Genomic DNA, 21,292 nt, shown 5'->3' on the forward strand with positions numbered 1-21,292 from the left:
TTCGCACAGACAACTACAGTGCCGAAAAAGAAGCAAGCCGACCTTTCAGCCAGCGAGTGAATGGATAGGAAGATGACCGGTTTTTACGTTGCTACCATCCTATAAATCAGGTTGTTAACGTAGAGTCGATCAGTTCGTCTAAACGGCTTATCCGTTGGGCTATCTTATCTTGCAGGTCCGTTCGTTCACGACGCGCTTCCAGCCATCTTACGGTATTCATAACGGCTACTACCGCCAGAATATCCTGGTCGTCGCGTTTTTTTTTCTTATTCTTCTCTTCTAAAAAGCGTTCATTCACCAGACGACCGGCTTCACGGGCCGTTTCTTCGTCTTCAGCACGAACGCTTAAAGGATAAGTTCGGCCTGCAATTCGGATATTTATTGGCAATAATTCTTCCATCCGTACAGCTTGTCGATCCGACGCTAAAAGGAAATACGCCTTTCAACATACCGGTTATATGCTTTATGACAAGTCACTCAAATAGGCAATACAGCGATCTAATTCTTCGATGTACGCCGTCAATTTTTGCTTCAATTCAGCAGCCGTTGCTGCGTCATTGTGTTTGTTATTTACAATCTTATGAATATTTGTTGGTTTTGAAAACTCTTTTGGCAAATTATTCGCCATTTTTTCCAATTGTTTCAGTTGATTCTGCTGTTTTGTAAAGTCATTGGTTAAGTTAGTCTTTTCTTTGATTAACTCTTCTTTGTCCTTTTGTAAAACCGAAATCGTCTGCTCCAGCTCCTGAATACGTTGCCTGTCCGCATTGACCCGTTCGATCAGGCTATACAGCTTTTCCTCGAAGGAATCCATGCGCGAGAAGACCGACGACGTATTGCTCATAACGAGTGAAGCTTATTTTCGAATCACAGCACCCAATTCCCGTTCGAAGGCCGACATCAGCCGGTTCATCGTTTTGTCAATTACCGTATCGTTCAGCGTCTGAGCAGGGTCCTGCAAAATAAAGCTGACCGAATACGATTTCTTGCCCTTTTCCAGGTTCTCCCCTTCGTAAACGTCGAATACGTTTAGGTCGCGGAGCAGTTTGCGCTCGGTTAAATAAGCCAGCCGGCTGATCTGCGCATACGTGACACCGGTATCGAGCACCAGCGACAAATCACGCCGGACTTCCGGGAACCGGGACACCTCTTCAAACTCTACTTTGCCGTTGTAGAGCTTCAGCAGATACTGCCAGTCAAAATCGGCGTAGAAAACCGGTTGTTTCAGATCAACCAGTTTCGTCAGACCGGCCTTCACCAGACCTAACGATACCAGCGGTTTTTTGTTAACCAGCAACGTCAAGCCATACTGGAAGATACCGGGATCAGCGGGCTGGCTATCAGTGGATTTGATCCGGAACAAAGTCAGCATTCGCTGCACCACAGCCGCCAGATCATGGTAGCTGACGGCGGCATCGGCCGACCGTTGGCCGCCCGTCAGCCAGCTTTCTGACTGCGTCCGTCCGGTCATCCAGATACCCAGCCGGGGCCGTTCGTAAAACCGTTCGTCGCTGCGGCTGTATACCTTGCCAAACTCAAAAATCTTTAGGTCTTTCTGGCGTCGATTGACGTTGTAAACCAGTGTTTCCAGACCAGAAAACAGCAGCGTTTGCCGCATGACCGACAAGTCCTCACTTAGTGGGTTCAGCAACGGTACGTCGGCATTGGGCAGCGTGGCCCGGACGGCGTCGTGGTAGGCCGGACGGGTCAGCGAGTTGGTCATGGTTTCGTAAAAACCGTTAGCGGCCAGCAACTGACTGACACGTCCCTGCAACTGATCGGGATTGGTTTCGGGAGTTTCGGAAAGGTAATCGGCCGACAGATAATCCGAAAGCGGAACGTTGTCGAGGCCGTAAATGCGCAGAATCTCTTCAATGACATCGGCTTCGCGTTCCACATCCACGCGGTAGGGTGGTACCAGGGCCGTAAAACCGTCGTCCGTCGTGTCAGCCACGCGAATGTCCAGACTTTCCAGAATCCGGGTGATTTCGGGCCGGTCAATTGAAATACCGATCAGCCGGTCAACGTTCCGGTAGCGAATCGGCACCCGGCGATCCGAAACCGGATTGGGATACAGGTCGATCAGGTCCGAGCTGACGGTTCCTCCGGCAATTTCCTTCAGGAGCAGGGCCGCCCGTTTCAAGGCAAAAACTGGCATATTGGGGTCCGTGCCCCGTTCAAAACGGAACGAAGCATCGGTTTTCAGACTGTGGTATTGGGAAGTCCGCCGAATCCAGGCTGCATCGAAATAAGCCGATTCCAGAAAAATCCGGGTTGTCTGGGCCGTTACGCCCGACTTCTGCCCGCCAAACACACCGGCAATACACATCGGTTCCTGGGCGTTGCAGATCATCAGGTCGTTGGCCGACAGTTTCCGTTCCACCCCGTCGAGCGTTACAAACGGTGTTCCCTCAGCTACGGTTTTGACAATCACCTGGCCCCCCGCAATCTGATCTGCATCGAAGGCATGAAGCGGCTGGCCCAATTCGTGGCACACGTAGTTGGTAACATCCACCACGTTATTAATCGGGTTCAGGCCAATCGCCCGCAGTCGCTGCTTCAGCCAGTCGGGCGATTCCGCCACGGTCAGGCCGTCGATGGTCAGTCCCGTATAACGCGGGGCACCTTCCGAATTTTCGACAGAAACCGAAATTGAAAGGTTTTGATTATCAACCTGAAAGGCATCTACTGAAGGCCATTGGACGGGTCGTTGCAGAACGGCTTTCAGGTCGCGGGCTACACCCAGGTGCGAAGCCGCGTCGGCCCGGTTGGGCGTCAGGCCGATTTCAATCTGGTAATCCGCTTCCAGTCCGAAGTAGGTCACGGCGGGTGTTCCGTTCGGCAGGTCGGTATCGAGTACCATAATACCGGCGTGCGAGGTGCCCAGCCCGATTTCGTCCTCCGCGCAAATCATGCCTTCGGAGGCTGCGCCCCGGATTTTAGCCTTCTTGATGGTAAACGGTTCGCCACTGGCCGGATGCAGGGTAGCACCCACCAGCGCCACAATCACTTTCTGCCCGGCCTGAACGTTGGGCGCACCACAAACGATGTTCAACGGGGCGGCCTGGCCTGCATCAACCGTTGTCAGACTCAGTTTATCAGCTTCGGGGTGCTTTTCACACGTCAGGACTTCGCCGATAACGACGCCTTCCAACCCCCCGGGAATAGATTCTATTTTTTCAATGCTTTCAACCTCTAAGCCCGTACCTGTCAGGATTTTACCAATAGTTTCGGGATCTTCGGTCAGGCTCACCAACTGATTGAGCCATTGATACGAAATCTTCATACAGTAACTGGAAATGGATTACAAAGATAGCTATGATTCCAGTGATAAGGGCGTTTTTTTTAAAATGATAGAGGAGTGACGAAGAACGCCGTATGGCGCTGCAACAGCCGCCCATCGTTGATCCGTAATCTTATTCGATCAGGGTTCGGAATATTTCTCCCCCGCCCGCACTTCAACCGGCAATGTATTTTCGGCGGGTGGCACCGGGCAGGCATACTCGTGGTTGTAGGCGCAGTAAGGGTTATAGGCTTCGTTGAAGTCGATGATTAGCCGGTTTTCCTTGATGTCATTTTCGCTGAAATCCAGGTAGCGCCCCCCGCCGTAGGTGTCTTTCCCACTTGTTTTATCCTTGAAGAGAACGGACAGCGTGTTCTTCTGTTTGAGCACCAGTAGGCGGCAAATTTCATCCTGGAGCGTGAAAACCGCGTGAGCGTATTTTTCGTAGACTTCTTCGCTGCCGTCGGTTAACCGGATTACGACTTTTTTCTTATCGGCAAACCGTTCCAGCCGGGCCTGAACGCGGTAGGCCGGGTCCGGATTAAAATAAATCAGACTGCCAATCTTACTTTTATCCGTAAAAGGGGATTCGGTGCTGGTTCGGAAAAATTCTTCTTTCTCCTTTCGTTTCTGCGCAACTTCCAGGCGGTAGGCTTCCGGATTGGCCACCGCGGGCGTGTCGACGTTGCCACCGTCAAAAAATGAATAATAGATGATTGCCAGTACAATCAGGAAAAGACCCACCAAGACAAAACGATTCCGAGGCATATCCACAAGATTTTTAATGTCGTGAAATTAAGATTCGTGCCGTGATTTTGTAGCAGAATCTGGCTGATTTCTGGAATAAACCGTTAATTGGTGTAATTATTGCACAAACAAGTCATCGTATTGCGGGATATTACGTCTGTTTTGCTAGCTTTATAGAAGGCAGTCATTGCCACTTTATGCGGCATTGATGGATGGCCGATAATCTGTTGTCGGGCGGTTTTTGATAAAATACGTGTATGCCTCAATTGTTACATCTGAACACCTTTACTTCCGATTCCGGCAACCTGACGGTTCTGGAGAACGTGATGCCGGGGTCAATCAAGCGGTTTTTCTACATTTACGACGCCGAAGCGGCTCAGCGGGCCGGTCATCGGCATTGCAGGGCCTGGCACGCGATGATGTGTGTCAACGGGAGTTGCCGGGTGTATTGTCATGATGGCCGTGATGAACAGTATATTGTGTTGGATCATCCCCAGAAATGTCTGGTTCTGGAACCCAGAGACTGGCATAGTATGGATCAGTTTACCAGGGGAGCGATTTTACTGGTGCTTTCCAACGAATATTACGATCCCGCCGATTACATCTACGAGCGTTATTCCCTCCAAACCGTATGAGCCGTCCCGCTCCCCAACCGGCGATTGCGTTCCTGGATTTGCAGGCGGTAAACGCGCCCCATCAGCAAAACATTCGTCGGGCAACGGAGCGGGTACTGGGGTCGGGATGGTATATTCTGGGCAAAGAACTCGAAACGTTTGAACAACGGTTTGCCGACTACTGCGGTGTCAGGTACTGCCTGGGGGTTGGCAACGGGCTGGATGCCCTGACACTTATCCTGAAAGCCTACGAATTTCCGCCGGGCAGCGAAGTCATTGTGCCGGCCCAGACGTTTATTGCGTCGGTGCTGGCCGTTACCCATGCCGGTCTGAAACCGGTTTTGGTGGAGCCCGACCCGCAAACGTATCTGATCGACCCGGATTGCATTCGGGCCGCCATTACCCCCCGCACCCGGGCCATTCTGGTGGTGCATCTTTATGGGAAATGCTGTCAGATGGAACCCATCACCGGGCTGGCCCGGCAACACGGTTTGAAGGTCATCGAAGATGCAGCTCAGGCGCACGGAGCAACGCACCGGAACCAGAAAGCGGGTAGTCTGGGCGATGCGTCCGGATTCAGTTTTTACCCCGTCAAAAATCTCGGTGCTCTGGGCGATGGGGGCGCGATCACCACCAACGATCCGGCTCTGGCCGACCGGCTACGTTATCTGCGCAATTATGGTTCGCAGGTTAAATACGTTAATGCGTATGTGGGCAGCAACAGCCGTCTTGACGAACTTCAGGCGGCTATCCTGTCCGAAAAACTGCCCTATCTGAATGCTGAAAATGGGCGTCTGCGGCAACTGGCCCGGCGGTATCTGGACGGTATTGCGCACCCGAAGGTGAGACTGCCGCCGGCTGATACGCTGGCGGAAGACGGCTGGCACCTGTTCGTGATTCGGCACCCGGAGCGGCAAAAGCTCATCGATTATCTGGGCCACAACGGTATTCAAACCGCTATCCATTACCCCATCCCCCCGCATCATCAACAGGCTTATTCTGATCTGCGGTCGCTGTCGTTCCCGCTAACCGAACAACTTCACCGCGAAGTGATTAGCCTGCCCCTGAATACCGTTCTGCGTGACGACGAAATGGAGCGAATTATCGACACGATCAACCGGGCGCCGGTGTAAGGAGGGCAGATTAAAGAATAAATCGGAATTCTTAGCCCGGACTTCCTGTTAAGCCTTCAATCAGTGTAATCCAAGTTCAAGACATGTTTACCGGAATTATCGAAGCAACCGGCGAAGTAACCGACATCACCGCCGAAGGAACCAACCTGACATTCCATCTAACCTCCCGTATTGCCCCCGAATTAAAAGTGGACCAGAGCCTGAGCCACAACGGCGTGTGTCTGACGGTCACGTCAGTAAGCGGAGAAGGCTATACCGTGACGGCGGTGGAAGAAACCCTGAAAAAGACCAGTCTGGGCCTGCTGAAACCAGGCGACCGGGTGAATCTGGAGCGGTGTATGCCCGCCAACGGACGGTTTGACGGCCACATTGTGCAGGGCCACGTCGACCAGACCGGCATCGTCACCAGCATTACCGACCAGAACGGAAGCTGGCTGTTCGATTTTCAATACCGTTCGGTGTCCGACGATCCCCGGCAAAATAATATCACCGTGGAAAAAGGGTCTATTTGTATTAACGGAGTGAGTTTAACCGTTTTTAATTCGGCACCGGATTCATTTCGGGTCACCGTTATTCCGTACACCTACGAACACACGACCTTTGGCGATCTGCGGGTGGGCGATGTGGTCAATCTGGAGTTCGATGTGGTGGGGAAATACATAAAAAAAATGCTGGCCCTGTATCAATAACCGGCTGGCAAACCGCTAATATTGTGATTTAACCAAGCGTTTATAGTTGCTTTCATGGCGAAAATCAGTACACGTACCACTGCCGACCTGCTTACGCACATCGGTATCCTGCTGGGCCTGGTAGCCGTTCTGTTTTTAGGCTTTTTTTTTCTGTATCTGCCCTTTACAACCAGCCACGGTCAAACGATTACCGTACCGGAGCTGTTTCGGATGAACACGTCTGAACTGGAAGAGTTTCTGAACGACTACGATCTGCGGTATGAAGTCTCTGATTGTACGTACGTAGCCGGAGCCGAACCGCTGACGGTGGTTGCGCAGTACCCCAAACCGGGTTTTAAAGTCAAGCAGGGCCGGAAAGTTTATCTGACCATCACAACCGAGAATCCGCCGATGATTCCGATGCCCAAGCTGGTGGATCAGACCTATGTGAGTGCCCAGTATGCGCTGGCGAGCAATGGGTTACAGATGGGTAAGCTGAAATACGTACCGGATCTGGCGCAGGGAACGGTGCTGAAACAACTCTACGATGGCAAGGAAATTCTGCCGGGTACCCGGATTGCTAAAGGTTCCAAGATTGATATTGTAGTAGGTGACGGCCTGGGCAATACTATGTTTGCCGTTCCCGACGTTGTAGGTAAACCCCGGGACGAGGCCGAAATGCTCATTCGGGGATCCAATTTGCAGGTCGGCACAATTCTTCCGGTGGATGATCCAGAGAAGGAAGTCGGTACCGTAGTCCGGCAGAACCCGGCTGCCCGGCCCGGCGCAACCATCCGGGTGGGTGATGTAATTGACTTGTGGGTGGTCGGCCCGGTCGAAAATGATGATTCTCAGTAAGGAATGAAGCAACGTTTAGGAAGTTACAGGCCGGTTTACAGACCGCAGGTAGGTAGAAATAGCGGGCGACAGTTGGTTAAGCATGCATGCAACCACACGACTGTCTATAGCCTCCTGCTTCTTGCTTACCTGTTGGCAACAACGGCTTCGGCCCAGATTCGGATTGTGCCGATTGAATCGTTCCCGCAACCGGCGACGGCACCCAAATCGCCGACCGCCGGAGCCCGCATACAAGCCCTGCAACTCCCTTTTTTTGACGATTTTGCCACGGCAACCACCCGACCCGATCCGACGTTGTGGCAGCCCAGCAGTGTGTATATCAACAATACGCTGCCCGTCAACCACCCATCCCGGAACGTAGCCACGTTCGACGGTCTGAAAGCGGATGGTTCACCCTACAATTTTACGAATTCCAATGCCTCCGGCCCGACCGATACGCTGACCAGCCAGCCCATCAACCTGGCCGGGCGCAGGGCTGCTGATGCCATCTTCCTGAGTTTCTACTGGCAGCGCAAAGGCCTGGGTGAGTTGCCCGATGCGGAGGATTCGCTGCGGCTCCAGTTCCGCAACAACACCGGTGCCTGGGAAACCGTCTGGATGCAGGCCGGCGATACGGCCAGTAACAATTTCACGCAATCGTTCGTTGCCGTCAATCAGGCCCGTTTTCTGCACGATGCGTTTCAGTTCCGGTTTCAGGCGTTTGGCCGGACCTCGGGCGCGTTCGATAGCTGGCACCTCGATTATATTTATCTGGACCGGGGGCGTTCTGTCACCAGCCTGTATATCAAAGACATTGCAACCCGCCAACCCGTATCGCCGTATCTCAGACGGTATACGGCCATGCCGCTGAAACAATACCTGCTGAACCCAGCGGGCGAAACGGCCGATACCATCCGGACCGATATTGTTAATCTCTTCAATAACTTCAACTTCACAACTTTCCGGGCCGTAATCCGCGATCAGGTGACGGGGAGGGTTTTGCAGCAATACCAGTCGCCGTCGGAAGGAATTGCCGCACTCAGTTCCCAAACCAGAATCCTGAAACCGCAACCCCTACCCGCCAGTTTTGCCGGACAGCGGGCTTTGCTGCAAACCCAGTTTGCCGTGCAGACCACCGACACCATTCCGGGCGTTAACCTCCGCCGGAACGATACAATTACGGCTGTAACGGTATTGGATAACTATTATGCTTACGACGACGGGACCGCCGAAGCCGCCATTCAGAACACGCAGCGTCAGGGACGGGTTGCCATGCGTTTTATCCTGAACAAAGCGGATGCCGTCTCCGGACTCCGGGTCTGCTTTGCGCCCGTGAAAACCAACCTGACCGGGCAGACGGCTGTATTTGGTATTTATGCCGATGACGACGGTAAACCGGGCCGAACGCTGTATCAGAAGGCTACAACCATCCGGTACGCTAGTTCCCGCAACGGCTTTATCGACATTCCGTTTGACTACGGAGTTGCTGTAACGGATACCTTTTATGTGGGCTGGACGCAGGTGAACGAGGATTACATTACCGCCATTGGATTTGATAAAAACAGTCCCTTCGGCGGGCAGGTTTTCGAAGGGCAGGGCACATCCTGGGACGCGGTTAATCCGGGCGGTGTACCGATGATCCGGCCCATCATTGGCGGGGGCGGTACGGCTCCCGTTACGGGTGTGGAAGAAGAACCCGAAGCCCTCACCCGGCTGATGGTGTTTCCGAACCCGAACGCTGGCCTGTTGATCTGGCAGAACCCCGCTATTGAGCAAATTGAGCTGGTTGATCTGAACGGGCGGAGTGTACTGAATGTTAGCTTAACGGAAGGGCAGCGGCAGCTGGATGTTAGTCAGCTGGCCAACGGATTTTATATTGTTCGGTTGTCGGATGGTAAAAAGACCGTGGTGCAGAAATTAATTATCCGAAAGTAACCTACTTTTGCCGTTCCAAGGAATGACAAAACCAAAACAGCCATGGACATTACCGTACAGGAACTCAAGGAACGATTAGACAAAGGCGAAAAAATCAACCTGATCGACGTTCGTGAAGAGAACGAATATCAGGAAGATAATTTAGGCGGAGAACTCTATCCGCTCGGCAGTCTGCCCAGCCAGATCGATGAACTGGAAGACCGCAAAGACGAAGAAATTATTATTCACTGCCGGTCGGGTGCGCGCAGTGCCCGGGCGCAACAGTTTCTGGAACAAAACGGCTTTTCAAACGTCCGAAACCTAACCGGCGGCATTCTGGCGTACCGCGAGAACGAACGGAAAGCGGGGTGATTTGTTGATCATATTCAGTACAAAACAAAGCAGCAAACGGGCGGATCGTTCTTCAATCCGCCCGTTTGATTTGATGACGGCAACTGAATTTTGTATCTTTGGTTAAAAGGTCGCAATCGCCCTATGGAAACTATAGAGATAGAACTTACCAATCAGAAGGCACTTAAACTCTTGCAGGATATGGAGGAGTTAAATCTGATTAAACTGGTAAAAAGAAAACAAAAATTGTCTTCGCTGCGAGGGAAAATAAAAACTCCAATGCAGGAAAACGAAATACATACTCAGTTAGACACGCTTCGCGACGAGTGGCAACGGAATATTTAATTGATACCAGCGCCGTAATCAAATACCTGAACGGGACATTTCCGGAGGATGGACTTCTATTTATTGATGGCATCATAGATCAGCAAAGTGCCATCTCGTTTATTTCAGAAATCGAACTTCAAGTCTGGACGCCACCCAATCCGGAGGACACCGCCATTTATCAAACGTTTGTTTCAAATTCAAAGGTTATTGGCACATCATCCACCATCATCAGTGAAACTATACGGATTCGGAAAGAATTCAGGGTAAAACTACCCGATGCGCTCATTGCTGCTACTGCTCTTGCAAATGGCTGGGTATTAGTAGCTGATAATGATAAAGATTTTAAGAAAATATCCGGCTTAGATTACATCAATCCAAGACAGATTACTCCTCAATCAGCTTCCTGATTCCTTCAAAATCTTCTGCGCCAAACCAGTGATACTCCCCCTGATGCCGGAACCAGGTCAACTGGCGTTTGGCGTAGCGCCGGGAGTTGCGCTTGAGTAAGCGAACCATTTCTTCATAATCGTACGCACCATCCAGATAATCAAAAACTTCTTTGTAGCCAACGGTTTGCAAAGCTGTGAGCTGCCGATGGGGCAGAAGCGAGCGGGCTTCTTCCACCAGGCCGTTGGCCAGCATTTCGTCCATCCGGCGGTCGATGCGGTCGTAGAGTTCGTCGCGGGGCCGGTCCAGGGCGATGAACAGCGTTTGAAACGGTCGGGCCGCCGGACCGGTAGACTCCTGTTTTCGGAACGAAGAAAACGGTTTGCCAGAGCTTAAGATCACTTCCAGCGCCCGGATGACGCGCTGCGTATTTTGCAGATCGGCGGTTTGGGCATACACCGGATCAAGCTGGCGGAGCTGGTGCTGCAACGGTTCCAGTCCTTCGGTTTCGAGCCGGTTCATCAGCTCCGTTCGGAGGACCGGGTCGGCCTGTGGCACATCGTCGAGGCCGAAGCAAACGGCGTTGATGTACAGACCCGTTCCGCCCGAGAGAATGACCTGATCCTTTTCCTGAAACAACGCATCCAGCACGGCAAGGGCTTCCCGCTCATACTGCCCGGCGCTGACGGGTTCCAGCACGCTGTGCGAATGGACGAAGTGATGCCGAACGCCCTGCATTTCTTCCGGCGTTGGTTTGGCCGTACCAATGTTGAGTTCGCGGTACAATTGCCGTGAATCGGCAGAAACAACGTCGGTTTGCAGGTCTTTAGCCAGCCGAACGCAAAGACTGGTTTTTCCAACCGCCGTCGGACCGGCCACCACAATCAGTAATTTATTCATCAACAATACGAAACCAAACCCGTTTTTACGCGTCTTATCATAAGGAGCGGTTCGTTTTTGGTTGAACTGCAAAAGTCAGTACCTTTCGTTAACTATCCAACTCGCTATGGAGTCATCGAATACGTTGTTAGTGCTGGTTACGCTGCTGTTGGGTGGGTTTAGCGGCATTGTAGTAGCAAACTGGTGGCGCAGAAAAAAAGAAAATCCAACAACGGTAATCCGCCAGGAATCAACGGTCTTGCTGGATCGGATTGAGAAAGTGTTTAAAGTGGTGATGGCGGAAGGGTATTTTACCGAAATTTTGAGTTATCAGGACGAGAAAAAGTATTTGTATTTCATAACTGACCCCAAAAAAGCGTTAATTATTGCGAAGGCAAAGGTGCTGGTCGGGTTTGATTTTGCCAAAATTCGCTTTCGACAGCCGGAGGGGGACGAAAAAAAGCTGGTTATTGAGTCATTTCCGGAACCGCAGGTCCTGTCCATCGATACCGATTACAAGTTTTACGACATCGATCCGGGCTATCTGAACCATTTTCGCAGCGAGGATTATACGCGGCTGCTCGACGAGTCGAAACAGACGATGCTCGACCGGGCGATGGAAAGCGATTTGCCCCGGATTGCCAGCAATCAGATTCAGTTTATGATGTTCCAGCTAGCCGATTCGATGGGCTGGAATCTCGAACTGCCGGAAGCTGAACAGCGTAAATTAGCGGAACTGAATCGGCAATATGACCAGTTGAAAGCTGAACCCAAGGCCCTGCCGGGGGATGCACTAAAGAACGAAACCTAGCGTATGAGAACACATTTTACGAAGCTTTGGAAGGGCGCAACCGTGTGGAGCTGGGTCCTTTTTTTAGGCATCCTGACCACCTACGCCCAGCAGCCTGATGAAGGCGTCGCATCCTGCCAGCACACCCGTCTGAATTATTTCGGTTCACTGGCAAAAAACCGGGCGGCCCGCATCAAATACCCCGGCGATGCCACCATCGACATCAAGTATTACAAGCTCGATCTGAACATTACCTACACGCCCAATTACCTGCGCGGGGCCGTGACGGTTGGTCTGCAAAGCGTCAACGACAACCTGAATCAGTTTTACCTGGACCTGTCCGACGCCATGACGGTGGATTCGGTGAAAGTTGGCGCCCAAAAGCTGGCCTTTTCGCAGCAGGACAACCAGCTGCGCATTACCCCAACCCAACCGCTTCGGCAGCGGCAAAACCTGTTTGTTACCGTCTATTATCAGGGCGTGCCGGGCGCAACGGGTTTAGGGAGTTTTGCGTTTGACCTGCACGGTGCGCAAAATCAGCCGGTGATCTGGAGCCTGAGCGAACCCTACGGTGCCCGTGACTGGTTTCCTTGTAAAGATACACCCGCCGATAAAGCCGATTCGTCGGATGTGTGGATTACCGCGCCAAAGCAGTTTGTTTCTGTCTCGAACGGTATTCTGGAACAAACCATCGACAATGCCGACGACACCCGCACGTACCGCTGGCGAAGCCGCTATCCCATCGCCAATTACCTGATTTCACTGGCAATGGCCAATTATGTACTCTACGAACAAACCTACCGTTCGGCTTCCGGTGCTACAATGCCAGTGACGCATTATATCTATCCGGAAGCGCTGACCGACAATCTGCGCCGGACGCTCGACCAGACCACGTCGATGCTGGACGTTTTTTCAGACTACTTTGGGCCGTATCCATTCCTGAAAGAAAAATACGGTCACGCGCAATTTGGATGGGGTGGAGGCATGGAACACCAGACGATTAGTTCGATGGGCGCGTTCAACACCGACATTATTGCCCACGAACTGGCGCACCAGTGGTTTGGAGATAAGATCACCTGCGAAACCTGGGAGCACATCTGGCTCAACGAAGGCTTTGCGACCTATGCAGAAGTGCTTTACCGGGAAGCAACCGGCGGAACGGCGGCCCTGAACGCTTACATCAACACCTACATGCTCCTGGCACGCCGGGCGCGGGGCAGCCTGTTTGTGCAGGATTTAACCGATGTAGATAATATTTTCGAGTCCAACCGGACGTATTACAAGGGGGCGATGGTGCTGCACATGCTGCGGGGCGTGGTGGGCGATCAGAAATTCAAGGAAATTCTTCAGAAATACGCGGCTTCGGAGTTTGCGTACAGTACAGCCACCACCGAGGACTTTGCCGCCATCGCATCGCAGGTATACGGACAGTCGCTGGATTATTTTTTCAAGCAGTGGATTTACGGCGAGAATTACCCAACCTACCGGGTTCGGTGGAGCAGCGGGGCCGTAGCGGGGCAAACCGACCAATACCGGGTGGCGCTGCGGCTGGAACAAAGTACCAATACCGCCAACCCGGCTTTCTTTACCATGCCGGTGCAGGTCAAGGTGCTGACCCCGGCGGGCGATACGCTGATAACGGTAATGAACAATAGCGCCAGCCAGACGTTTGAACTGATTGTAAAAGGACAACCGACGGAGGTGCAGATTGATCCAAACAACTGGATTCTGAAGCAGGTGGAGGTAACGGAGGTAATTACGGCAGTAAACGAACCGGTTTCTGCTACGCAACTGACGGTTTTGCCCAATCCCGTCCGCGAACGGCTAACGGCGCAGCTCGATGTAGCCCAACCGTTTACCGGCCGGGTGACCTTGACAAATTTGGCGGGGCAGGAAGTAGTTACGGTATCCGACCGGCTTTTTACGTCCGGACGGCACACTATAACCTGGCCGGTGTTGCACCTTCCCGCTGGGCGGTATTACCTGACAATCAACACCGGAGAACGGCGGCTAACCAAAGCCGTCCTGATTACTAAATAAAACCAACCATGATGAAACGATTGCTTTTAATGGCCTCTTTGTTGTTGACCGGCAGCACCCTTTTCGCCCAGAATCAACCCCAGTCGCTCGGGATTGCGGGTCATAATCACCTGGCGTTACAGGTTAAGGACATTCAGACGAGTGCTAAGTTTTACCGCGAAATTCTGGGTCTGAAACCCATTCCGGTACCGGATAATCTAAAGGCAATTCGGTCGTGGTTTGATATTGGGAACGGGCAGCAGATTCACTTGCTGGCGGGCCGGACGGCCTCTTTTGTACACGACAAAGACGGGAGCCATTTTGCGCTGTTTGTCGATGATATTGCTAAATCTGAACAGTTTCTGACCCAGCACAATATCAAATTCCACAAACAGGTCCGCTTCGACGGCGTGGTGCAGATTTATTTTCCCGATCCGGACGGTTATCTGTTCGAACTGAACGAAAAGAAGAAGTAAGAAATTAGTTTGATGATTCCGGCGACCGGATTAGCCGCCGGAATCATCAAAACCAGTTATTTTTTCTGTTCCGACAGGAACGTAATCAACGAAGCAAATTCCTCATACGACAGGGCGTCGGCCAGACCGCTCGGCATCATTGACGTTTCCATTTCCTTCCGGCTAACGATGTCGCCCGCTTTCAGTGTGGTCACGGTACCCGTGATGTCCCGCAGCACCACGCGCGTCGCTGATTCTTCGGTCACAAATCCCGTGTAGCTTTTACCGCCTTTGGCCGTGATCAGAACCGTTGCGAATCCCTGCGAGATGGACGCGTTGGGTTTCAGAATCGATTCGGCAATCTGCTCCCGGTTCATGATCGAGCCGATTTGCCCCATAAACGGGCCTTTCATCGTTTCGCTTTTCGACAGGCTATGGCAGGCAATGCAGCCCTGTTGAGCAAAAAGGGCCTTTCCTTTAATCGGATCGCCTTTGATTTTTGCCATCGCCAGCATTACATCTTCAATCGACGATTTGCCAATCTGCCCTTTCTGGTTGCGGATTTTCTCCAGGTCAATTTTAACTTCTTCTTTCGCAGCCACGGCTTCTTCACCCCCAAAGTCGGCAATCTCCAGACGCAGACGGCTGTTCAGATCGGCAAACAGCGGTTTTTCGGCTTCTCCGGACTTTTCAAATTCGGCTTTCAGAAACTTCTCGATGGCGGGCGATGATTCCCAGGTGATGCCTTTGTAGTAGGGCCCGTGGGTATCGGGGCGGGTGCCCCACCACCACGAACCGTCGTACGGCGCTTCTTTTTTGTACAGCCGGGCGACGGTAGTCAAAATTTCTTTTTTGAGTTTTCCGTCGTTAGTTTGCTGGTAAGCCGCGATCAAACCGTCTACGGCTTTGGGATCGTGTATGTAGCGCAACGCCCAGAGTGCCAGCGCCGAATTGCCGGTTCCGATGGCCCGTACGCAGGCATCCACCGCATTCAGACCAACCAGCGCCCGTACCGCCAGGTGGGGCGGAATAATGGCCGCGTTTGGAGTCGCGTGCGGACCTTCCGTTCCTTTGGCCGGTTCAACGAACGAAGCCGGAACCGGTACCTGCAATAAAGCCGTAGCGGCTTCCGGACGACCCAGACGGCCCAACCCAATCGTAGCCGCCGTCCGAATCCGCTCGGATGGATCGCTCATGGCCTGCATAAACGGTTCGAGGGGGATGTTGGACACAAACGGTTTCCGGTCGCTGAGGGCCCGCAGTGCATATTCACGCATGTCGTTTTCCGTGGTCAGCTTGACCAGATTTTCAATACCGTCCTGTCCAGCAACCTGGGCGTAGGTGTACATACCGGCGATGCGGACGTGAAGGGGTACGGTTTTATCAGCCGCGATTTTCCAGGTGGCTTTGGTTACCTGCTTGGCCGGGCGAGTCAGCAGTTCCTGCTGAGCCGCCAGCCGGGCAACGGCGCTACCGGATTGCAGAACCTTCGTCAACTCCTTCACCGACGCTTTTTTAATGCTCGGGAACGCTTTATACGTCCAGTTGTTCGGTACGGCGCGGACTACATACCCTTTGCTCGGGTTTCCTGAATAACCGGCTCCATCCCAGGCCGAGAGGTACATCCGACCCGACGCATCCACGTCTACGTCGGTAATCTGCGCCAGTTTGATAAATTCTTCTTCTTTCTGCTTGTAGCTGGGGCCATCCGGCGTCACGCGGTGAATATACAACTGGCTCCGCCCCCAGTCGGCCATCATCGGAACGTGGTTGTATTGGTCGGGCCAGGTCGGGTCGTCCATAAAGAAAGAACCCGTTCCGGAGCCTCCGCCCACATCCACCAGCGCGGGGATGATTTCGTTGGTAAAATGCTTGAATAGAACCGGGTAGCCGTACTCGCCTGACTGAATCTGGTGGCTAAACCGGATGTTCCAGCCCCCGCCGTCGTTGGTGTTGTCGCGGGTGAAAATGTTCATGTACGGGTCGATGGCCACGTCGTAAATGTTCCGCATCCCGTGCGAATAAATCTCCATTTCGGTGCCGTCGGGCCGGACACGCACAATACCACCGCCAAGCATGGTCAGTTTCTTGCCGCTGCGGTCTACGGCTTCGTGGAAACCGAAGTCGCCCACGGCAATATAAATCCAGCCGTCGATGCCCATCCGAATACCGTTGGTGGCGTGGTCGGTGCCCCGGCTTTGGAGAAATTTGGGCGAGCAGATGTTCTGAACGAGCGGTTTTGAAGGGCCGTCGGCCACCCCATCCTGGTTGGCATCGTCAAACACCACCAGATCCATACCGGACGCTTTGCCGGTTTCTTTCGAGAACGTGGTGTGCAGCACAAAAATCTGGTCGCGGACCGGCAGAATACCACGTGGGTTATCGACCATCGCAAATTTCGTGTGCTCATCCACTTTGCCGTCGTTGTCCTTATCGATGAGCTTGATGATGTAGCCTTTGCCCGGCGTTTTGCCCAGCGACCCAATCATGTCGACTCCTACGAATACCTCGCCGGTTGGGGCTACGGCCAGACAGGCCGGGCTGGGCGTTAAATCCGGTCCGGCAAAATTGGTCAGCTTAATGTCCGCCGGAACGTCCGGGGCGGTTTTGAAATGGGCAGGTTGTCCAGAAAGAGATTGGCGGTTACGGGTTTCCGAATCCCCCAGTTTCTGCATCAACGTGAGCAGAATCAGAAAGGCGTAAACCAGGCTTAGTGAAATTTTTAACATCGGAATTTTTAAAGAAAAGCTTGGGAACTTGCACGAAGTTCGGGGAAGTAGATGATAAATAAAAATGAAAAAATGGTCGTTGTGACTGGTTACTGACCCGCCGACGGCTTTTTTTCTTCTTCGCCCCGCGGCACCACCAGAACCACTTCTTCCTTGTCTACTTTCACCTGACCGGCGGCCAGCCCTTTGGGTTTCCGGACGAATTTTTTGGGCGTATAAATCACCGGGCAAAGCGAATCGGTCCGGCGTTTGGAATACCAGGCCGCCAGCTCCGCAGCCCGCTCGATGACGGTTTTGGGGAACGGTTTTCCGGCTTTATACTTGACAATGACGTGCGAACCCGAAACGTCGCGGGCGTGCAGCCAGAGGTCGTCCTTGTAAGCATATTGCTGTGTAAGCAGATCATTGTTTTTAGCATTACGGCCAATCAGAATGACAAAACCCTCATGGACAAGCTGCTTGAAGAGCGGGGCCGTGCCGTCGGCGGCTTTCTCGTCGAGGATGGGGTGGGCTTTGAGGTATTTCCGCAATTCCCGCAGCGATTCGATGGGCCGAATGGCTTCGATTTGCTGCTGAATTTGCCCCACTTCCTGCTCCCGGTTGTCGATTTGCTGTTGCAGCAGGTCCCGTTCAATTTTTTCGTTTTTGGCTTTCCGGTAATAATTCTCGGCGTTTTTCTGCGGGCTGAGGTCCGTTTTGAGCTTGATCTTAATGGGCGTATTCCGGTAAAAGTCGTCCAGCTCCACTACGTCGGGCGATCGTGACCCCGGTTTTTCGGGAATCTGATGCAGGTTGGCCATCAGGATGTTGGCAATTTCTTCGTTCTTCACCGCGTCCTCCAGATCGATGAGCCGTTGCAGGTTGGTGTCGATGTAAGCCTGTGTGCGTTTCAGGCGTTTTTCCAACAGCCGTAGGGCGTCGCCTTTCTCGCGGTCCATCGTATTCTGACCCATAATGGCCGAATAAAACCGGTTGCTGGCGGCCAGCGGGTCGGTAAATTCCTGACGAATCGGCTCACCATAGGGCAGGAGTGCGAGCGCCGGTTTGTGCTGGAAAGTCGTAAGGTAGTACTGCGGATGCTCCAGTTGCCGAACGGTTCCCCCAATCAACTGCCACTTTTCCGGCGGCTCTTTCTGCTGAATCCCGTTTTCCTCCAGGTACGCGTTGACGAGTTTGCCGAATGTCGGAAACAACTTCCGGTGGTCGAAATCATTCCGAGTGTAGGCGTCCCACGATTGGTCGAGGGGGCGGTCGAGACCGGAAAGGAGTAATTGCGAATCGGCGACGAGTTTGTTATTAAACAGATCGATGACGGTATCGTCCGAAAAAATCAACAGGTTGGGGCGGTTTCCGAAAAACTTGAACAGTAACGTTATCCCCCCTTCAAGCGTGATTCCCAGACATCGCTCGTTCAGAAATGAGCGAACGGCCAGCACATCCCGGTCGTACCATTCTTCAAACAGATCGACGCTGTTGAAGCGGGCGCGCTGAATGGTTTCGGGGAATAGCAGGCCCGAAAAATCCGGTCGGAGCGTTGCCTTGATAAAAAAAGGTCGGTAAAAATTGAGTTTTCCCCGGGCCTGGGCAAAGACCAGCACCAGTTCGTCGCGGTCCTGACTGAAACATTCCATGAATTTCAGGCCATTCAGGTGTGGCTGGAGGGCTGGCGCAAGCTGACGAAGGAAATAATAATTGGTGTGCACAGGCGAACGAGTTATGAATCCACAAACATACTCATCCGAACAATTGCGGCTGCCGGTGGGTTAACCTTTATCACTAAATTAACCAAGGCCATGGCAAATAACAAAACGACCGACCAGCCGGGTTCAAACGACAAACAAGCTAATTCGAAGCGAACCCGCAACTACGAAGCACGCGATACTTCCGCCATGACGACTAACATGGAGAAGATGCGTTCTAACCAGAATAAAGCCAAAGAAGGACCCGACGAAGACCACACTCAGAAAACCAAAGCCGAATTGCAGGAAGAACGCGGAGGACACGGACACAGTGGGCATAGCAGTTCGCGGAGCGGCAGTGATTCGGGTAATTAAGAAGCGGCCCATAAACGGTAGGAAGGAATATTGATCAGGAAATATGGAAGCCGAAGTAGAATATTTCACTTCGTAATTCGATATTTACTAATCAATATTCCTTTTTTCATTTTTACTAAACCCGCTATGTTCGACCTGCGAACAACCCGACAAGAACTTAACCAGGAGCTGAAAGACATTCTGGCGTATTGGCAGAAATACGGTCCCGATCCGGTCGGGGGCGGTTATTACGGCCAGGTTGATTATCAGAACGTACCGAAAACCGATGCTGCCAAAGGCATTGTGCTCAACAGCCGCATTGTCTGGACATTTTCGGCCGCCGCCCGGCACATGCAGCACGACGAATACCTGCCGTACGCCGAGCGGGCCTACAACTACATCGAGCGGTATTTCCGGGATAAAGAACACGGCGGAGTCTACTGGTCGGTCGATTACAAGGGCGAACCGCTCCAAACGTTCAAGCAGCAGTACGGTCAGGCGTTTGCTATCTACGGCTTGAGCGAATATTACCGCGCCAGCAAACACCAGCCCGCGCTGGATTTTGCGAAAGAAATCTACGGTCTGATGATTAAACACGCCTACGATCCGAAACGGGGCGGTTTTTACGAATGCCTGACCCGCGACTGGTCGGAGATGGCCGATGAGTACATCATCAGCAAAAAAGAAAATCAGGAAAGTAAAACCATGAATACGCACCTCCATATTCTGGAGGCCTTTACGAACCTGTACCGAGCCTGGCCGGATAAAGGGCTGAATGGGCAAATCCGTGGGCTGATTGATATGTTCGAAAAGCACATTGTCGATCCGAAAACGTACCGCATGAACCTGTTCATGGACGACAACTGGAACGTCCGAAAAACCGCTATTTCCTACGGACACGACATTGAAGCGTCGTGGCTGCTGGTCGAATCGGCCGAGGCTCTGCACGACGAAGCGCTGATTAAAAAAATTAAGGCCCTGTCGGTTAAAATGGCGCGGGCGGCCGCTACGGGTCTGGAAGCCGATGGGGGGATGAACTACGAATATGATCCGAAGGAAAAGCACCTGAACCGCGAACGCTCGTGGTGGGTCATGGCCGAATCGATGGTGGGTTTCATGAACGCTTACCAGCTTACGAAGGAAAAGCAGTTTCTGGACAAGTCGCTGAAAAACTGGGTGTTTATTAAGGAATATATGCTCGACCGGAAGAACGGCGAGTGGTACAGCGGCATCGACGAAAACCACAAAGTTCTCGGGAATACCAAAATCAGTATGTGGAAATGCCCGTACCACAACGGCCGGGCGTGCATCGAAATGGTGGACCGACTGGGGTAAGTTGCGGGGCGTCAGAGCGAGATTTTCAACCCGTCGTAGCCCAGGCGCATGGATTCGGGCAACCGCTTTTCCACCTCGCGGTGCAGGCCCAGTTTGTGGCTGATGTGAATGAAATACGCTTTCTCCGGCTGAATCCGCTCCACCAGGGCAATGGCCTGATCGAGTGTGAAATGGGAGATATGCGGTTCGATTTGCAGCGCGTCCAGCAGCAGAACTTCGGTTCCGTAGACCTTTTCCAGCTCCTGATCGGAAATGTAGTTAAGGTCGGTCAGGTAGGTAAAATTCTGGATGCGGTAGCCAAAAACCGGCAGCCGGTGGTGCAACACGTCGATGGGGATGATCGGCACCCCTTCAAGTTCAAAGGGTTCGTTGTTGATTTCGTTGAGTTGAAGGCGCGGAATACCGGGGTACTTCTTTTCCGCAAAAATGTACGCAAACTCAGTCTGGAGCTGCGTGAGTACCCGTTTGTGGGCGTAGACGGGAATATCCTGCCGCTGAAGAAAATTGTAGGCCCGAACTTCGTCCAGCCCGGCGGTATGATCTTTGTGCTCGTGCGTGAACAGAACGGCATCCAGATGCCGGATGCCTGCGCGCAGCATCTGCTGGCGAAAATCCGGACCGGTATCAACGACGAAGCTTTTGCCCCCGACGGCGAGGTGAATCGAAGTCCGCAGCCGTTTGTCCCGGAAGTCAATCGAACGGCATACTTCACACGTACAGCCAATCAAGGGCACACCGGAGGAGGTTCCGGTTCCGAGTAAGGTAACAATCATAAGGAATGAGGGAGTGAG

Annotated in this window: 20 protein-coding genes; 12 read left to right on the plus strand and 8 right to left on the minus strand. The window is 52.7% G+C overall.

What is annotated here, in order from left to right:
- Positions 1-106: 106 nt before the first annotated feature.
- From LX87_RS05725 to LX87_RS05740, 4 genes are all read right to left on the minus strand, one after another.
- The gene (locus LX87_RS05725) at positions 107-400 is read right to left on the minus strand and encodes a cell division protein ZapA (RefSeq protein ID WP_111627175.1); all 294 of its coding nucleotides are present in this window, start codon (positions 398-400) and stop codon (positions 107-109) included.
- A 63-nt stretch (positions 401-463) separates the two neighbouring features.
- Entirely contained in the window at positions 464-814 is a 351-nt protein-coding gene (locus LX87_RS05730; RefSeq protein ID WP_146624433.1) for a coiled-coil domain-containing protein, read from the minus strand.
- 42 nt (positions 815-856) lie between these two features.
- The gene (pheT, locus tag LX87_RS05735; RefSeq protein WP_111627177.1) at positions 857-3,286 is read right to left on the minus strand and encodes a phenylalanine--tRNA ligase subunit beta; all 2,430 of its coding nucleotides are present in this window, start codon (positions 3,284-3,286) and stop codon (positions 857-859) included.
- Positions 3,287-3,424: 138 nt separating this feature from the next.
- Positions 3,425-4,051 carry a DUF1684 domain-containing protein gene (locus tag LX87_RS05740; RefSeq protein ID WP_111627178.1) on the minus strand — a complete coding sequence of 209 codons (627 nt, stop codon included), beginning with the start codon at positions 4,049-4,051 and terminating at the stop codon, positions 3,425-3,427.
- A 236-nt stretch (positions 4,052-4,287) separates the two neighbouring features.
- Between LX87_RS05740 and LX87_RS05745 the strand changes: the two genes are divergently transcribed.
- From LX87_RS05745 to LX87_RS05780, 7 genes are all read left to right on the plus strand, one after another.
- Positions 4,288-4,665 carry a sugar 3,4-ketoisomerase gene (locus LX87_RS05745; protein WP_111627179.1) on the plus strand — a complete coding sequence of 126 codons (378 nt, stop codon included), beginning with the start codon at positions 4,288-4,290 and terminating at the stop codon, positions 4,663-4,665.
- Complete coding sequence (locus LX87_RS05750; protein ID WP_111627180.1) at positions 4,662-5,777, plus strand: DegT/DnrJ/EryC1/StrS family aminotransferase; 1,116 nt, start codon at positions 4,662-4,664, stop codon at positions 5,775-5,777. Before LX87_RS05745 ends, LX87_RS05750 begins: the two co-directional genes overlap by 4 nt.
- Before the next feature lie 83 nt (positions 5,778-5,860).
- Positions 5,861-6,466 (plus strand): riboflavin synthase, encoded by a 606-nt coding sequence (locus LX87_RS05755; RefSeq protein WP_111627181.1) that lies wholly within the window; start codon positions 5,861-5,863, stop codon positions 6,464-6,466.
- Positions 6,467-6,520: 54 nt separating this feature from the next.
- Complete coding sequence (locus LX87_RS05760) at positions 6,521-7,303, plus strand: PASTA domain-containing protein (RefSeq protein WP_111627182.1); 783 nt, start codon at positions 6,521-6,523, stop codon at positions 7,301-7,303.
- Positions 7,304-7,435: 132 nt separating this feature from the next.
- On the plus strand, positions 7,436-9,217 hold the full coding sequence (locus LX87_RS05765) for a T9SS type A sorting domain-containing protein (protein WP_170139308.1): 1,782 nt from the start codon (positions 7,436-7,438) through the stop codon (positions 9,215-9,217).
- A 42-nt stretch (positions 9,218-9,259) separates the two neighbouring features.
- Positions 9,260-9,568 carry a rhodanese-like domain-containing protein gene (locus LX87_RS05770; protein WP_111627184.1) on the plus strand — a complete coding sequence of 103 codons (309 nt, stop codon included), beginning with the start codon at positions 9,260-9,262 and terminating at the stop codon, positions 9,566-9,568.
- Positions 9,569-9,873: 305 nt separating this feature from the next.
- Entirely contained in the window at positions 9,874-10,281 is a 408-nt protein-coding gene (locus LX87_RS05780; RefSeq protein WP_170139309.1) for a type II toxin-antitoxin system VapC family toxin, read from the plus strand.
- On the opposite strand, the gene miaA is transcribed toward LX87_RS05780, so the two are convergent.
- Entirely contained in the window at positions 10,259-11,161 is a 903-nt protein-coding gene (miaA, locus tag LX87_RS05785) for a tRNA (adenosine(37)-N6)-dimethylallyltransferase MiaA (RefSeq protein ID WP_111627502.1), read from the minus strand. The genes LX87_RS05780 and miaA overlap by 23 nt on opposite strands.
- 106 nt (positions 11,162-11,267) lie before the next feature.
- Between miaA and LX87_RS05790 the strand changes: the two genes are divergently transcribed.
- Genes LX87_RS05790 through LX87_RS05800 form a run of 3 tightly spaced genes read left to right on the plus strand, consistent with a single transcriptional unit; the run spans position 11,268 to position 14,425 of the window.
- Positions 11,268-11,951 (plus strand): DUF4230 domain-containing protein, encoded by a 684-nt coding sequence (locus tag LX87_RS05790; RefSeq protein WP_111627187.1) that lies wholly within the window; start codon positions 11,268-11,270, stop codon positions 11,949-11,951.
- A gap of 3 nt (positions 11,952-11,954) precedes the next feature.
- Positions 11,955-13,970 (plus strand): M1 family aminopeptidase, encoded by a 2,016-nt coding sequence (locus LX87_RS05795; RefSeq protein ID WP_111627188.1) that lies wholly within the window; start codon positions 11,955-11,957, stop codon positions 13,968-13,970.
- A gap of 8 nt (positions 13,971-13,978) precedes the next feature.
- A complete protein-coding gene (locus tag LX87_RS05800; RefSeq protein ID WP_229310553.1) occupies positions 13,979-14,425 on the plus strand; it encodes a VOC family protein in 447 nt (148 codons plus the stop codon).
- 56 nt (positions 14,426-14,481) lie between these two features.
- Here LX87_RS05800 and LX87_RS05805 read toward each other — a convergent pair whose 3' ends face one another.
- On the minus strand, positions 14,482-17,133 hold the full coding sequence (locus LX87_RS05805; protein WP_111627190.1) for a DUF7133 domain-containing protein: 2,652 nt from the start codon (positions 17,131-17,133) through the stop codon (positions 14,482-14,484).
- Positions 17,134-17,222: 89 nt separating this feature from the next.
- On the minus strand, positions 17,223-18,836 hold the full coding sequence (locus tag LX87_RS05810) for an NFACT RNA binding domain-containing protein (protein WP_111627191.1): 1,614 nt from the start codon (positions 18,834-18,836) through the stop codon (positions 17,223-17,225).
- Positions 18,837-18,926: 90 nt separating this feature from the next.
- Between LX87_RS05810 and LX87_RS05815 the strand changes: the two genes are divergently transcribed.
- Together LX87_RS05815 and LX87_RS05820 are read left to right on the plus strand one after the other, a co-directional pair.
- A complete protein-coding gene (locus LX87_RS05815; RefSeq protein WP_111627192.1) occupies positions 18,927-19,187 on the plus strand; it encodes a hypothetical protein in 261 nt (86 codons plus the stop codon).
- A gap of 126 nt (positions 19,188-19,313) precedes the next feature.
- Positions 19,314-20,501, plus strand: coding sequence for an AGE family epimerase/isomerase (locus LX87_RS05820; protein WP_111627193.1), 1,188 nt, complete (start codon positions 19,314-19,316; stop codon positions 20,499-20,501).
- An 11-nt stretch (positions 20,502-20,512) separates the two neighbouring features.
- Here the strand turns inward: LX87_RS05820 and LX87_RS05825 are convergent, their stop codons facing one another.
- Entirely contained in the window at positions 20,513-21,274 is a 762-nt protein-coding gene (locus tag LX87_RS05825; protein WP_111627194.1) for an MBL fold metallo-hydrolase, read from the minus strand.
- Positions 21,275-21,292 lie beyond the last annotated feature (18 nt).

The sequence above is a fragment of the Larkinella arboricola genome, from assembly GCF_003259745.1.
GTDB lineage: Bacteria > Bacteroidota > Bacteroidia > Cytophagales > Spirosomataceae > Larkinella > Larkinella arboricola.

Coding starts and splice junctions, on each gene's coding strand:
- LX87_RS05725 (WP_111627175.1), bottom strand. CDS start 400: ATGGAAGAATTATTGCCAATAAATATCCGAATTGCAGGCCGAACTTAT.
- LX87_RS05730 (WP_146624433.1), bottom strand. CDS start 814: ATGGATTCCTTCGAGGAAAAGCTGTATAGCCTGATCGAACGGGTCAAT.
- pheT (WP_111627177.1), bottom strand. CDS start 3,286: ATGAAGATTTCGTATCAATGGCTCAATCAGTTGGTGAGCCTGACCGAA.
- LX87_RS05740 (WP_111627178.1), bottom strand. CDS start 4,051: ATGCCTCGGAATCGTTTTGTCTTGGTGGGTCTTTTCCTGATTGTACTG.
- LX87_RS05745 (WP_111627179.1), top strand. CDS start 4,288: ATGCCTCAATTGTTACATCTGAACACCTTTACTTCCGATTCCGGCAAC.
- LX87_RS05750 (WP_111627180.1), top strand. CDS start 4,662: ATGAGCCGTCCCGCTCCCCAACCGGCGATTGCGTTCCTGGATTTGCAG.
- LX87_RS05755 (WP_111627181.1), top strand. CDS start 5,861: ATGTTTACCGGAATTATCGAAGCAACCGGCGAAGTAACCGACATCACC.
- LX87_RS05760 (WP_111627182.1), top strand. CDS start 6,521: ATGGCGAAAATCAGTACACGTACCACTGCCGACCTGCTTACGCACATC.
- LX87_RS05770 (WP_111627184.1), top strand. CDS start 9,260: ATGGACATTACCGTACAGGAACTCAAGGAACGATTAGACAAAGGCGAA.
- miaA (WP_111627502.1), bottom strand. CDS start 11,161: ATGAATAAATTACTGATTGTGGTGGCCGGTCCGACGGCGGTTGGAAAA.
- LX87_RS05790 (WP_111627187.1), top strand. CDS start 11,268: ATGGAGTCATCGAATACGTTGTTAGTGCTGGTTACGCTGCTGTTGGGT.
- LX87_RS05795 (WP_111627188.1), top strand. CDS start 11,955: ATGAGAACACATTTTACGAAGCTTTGGAAGGGCGCAACCGTGTGGAGC.
- LX87_RS05800 (WP_229310553.1), top strand. CDS start 13,979: ATGATGAAACGATTGCTTTTAATGGCCTCTTTGTTGTTGACCGGCAGC.
- LX87_RS05805 (WP_111627190.1), bottom strand. CDS start 17,133: ATGTTAAAAATTTCACTAAGCCTGGTTTACGCCTTTCTGATTCTGCTC.
- LX87_RS05815 (WP_111627192.1), top strand. CDS start 18,927: ATGGCAAATAACAAAACGACCGACCAGCCGGGTTCAAACGACAAACAA.
- LX87_RS05820 (WP_111627193.1), top strand. CDS start 19,314: ATGTTCGACCTGCGAACAACCCGACAAGAACTTAACCAGGAGCTGAAA.
- LX87_RS05825 (WP_111627194.1), bottom strand. CDS start 21,274: ATGATTGTTACCTTACTCGGAACCGGAACCTCCTCCGGTGTGCCCTTG.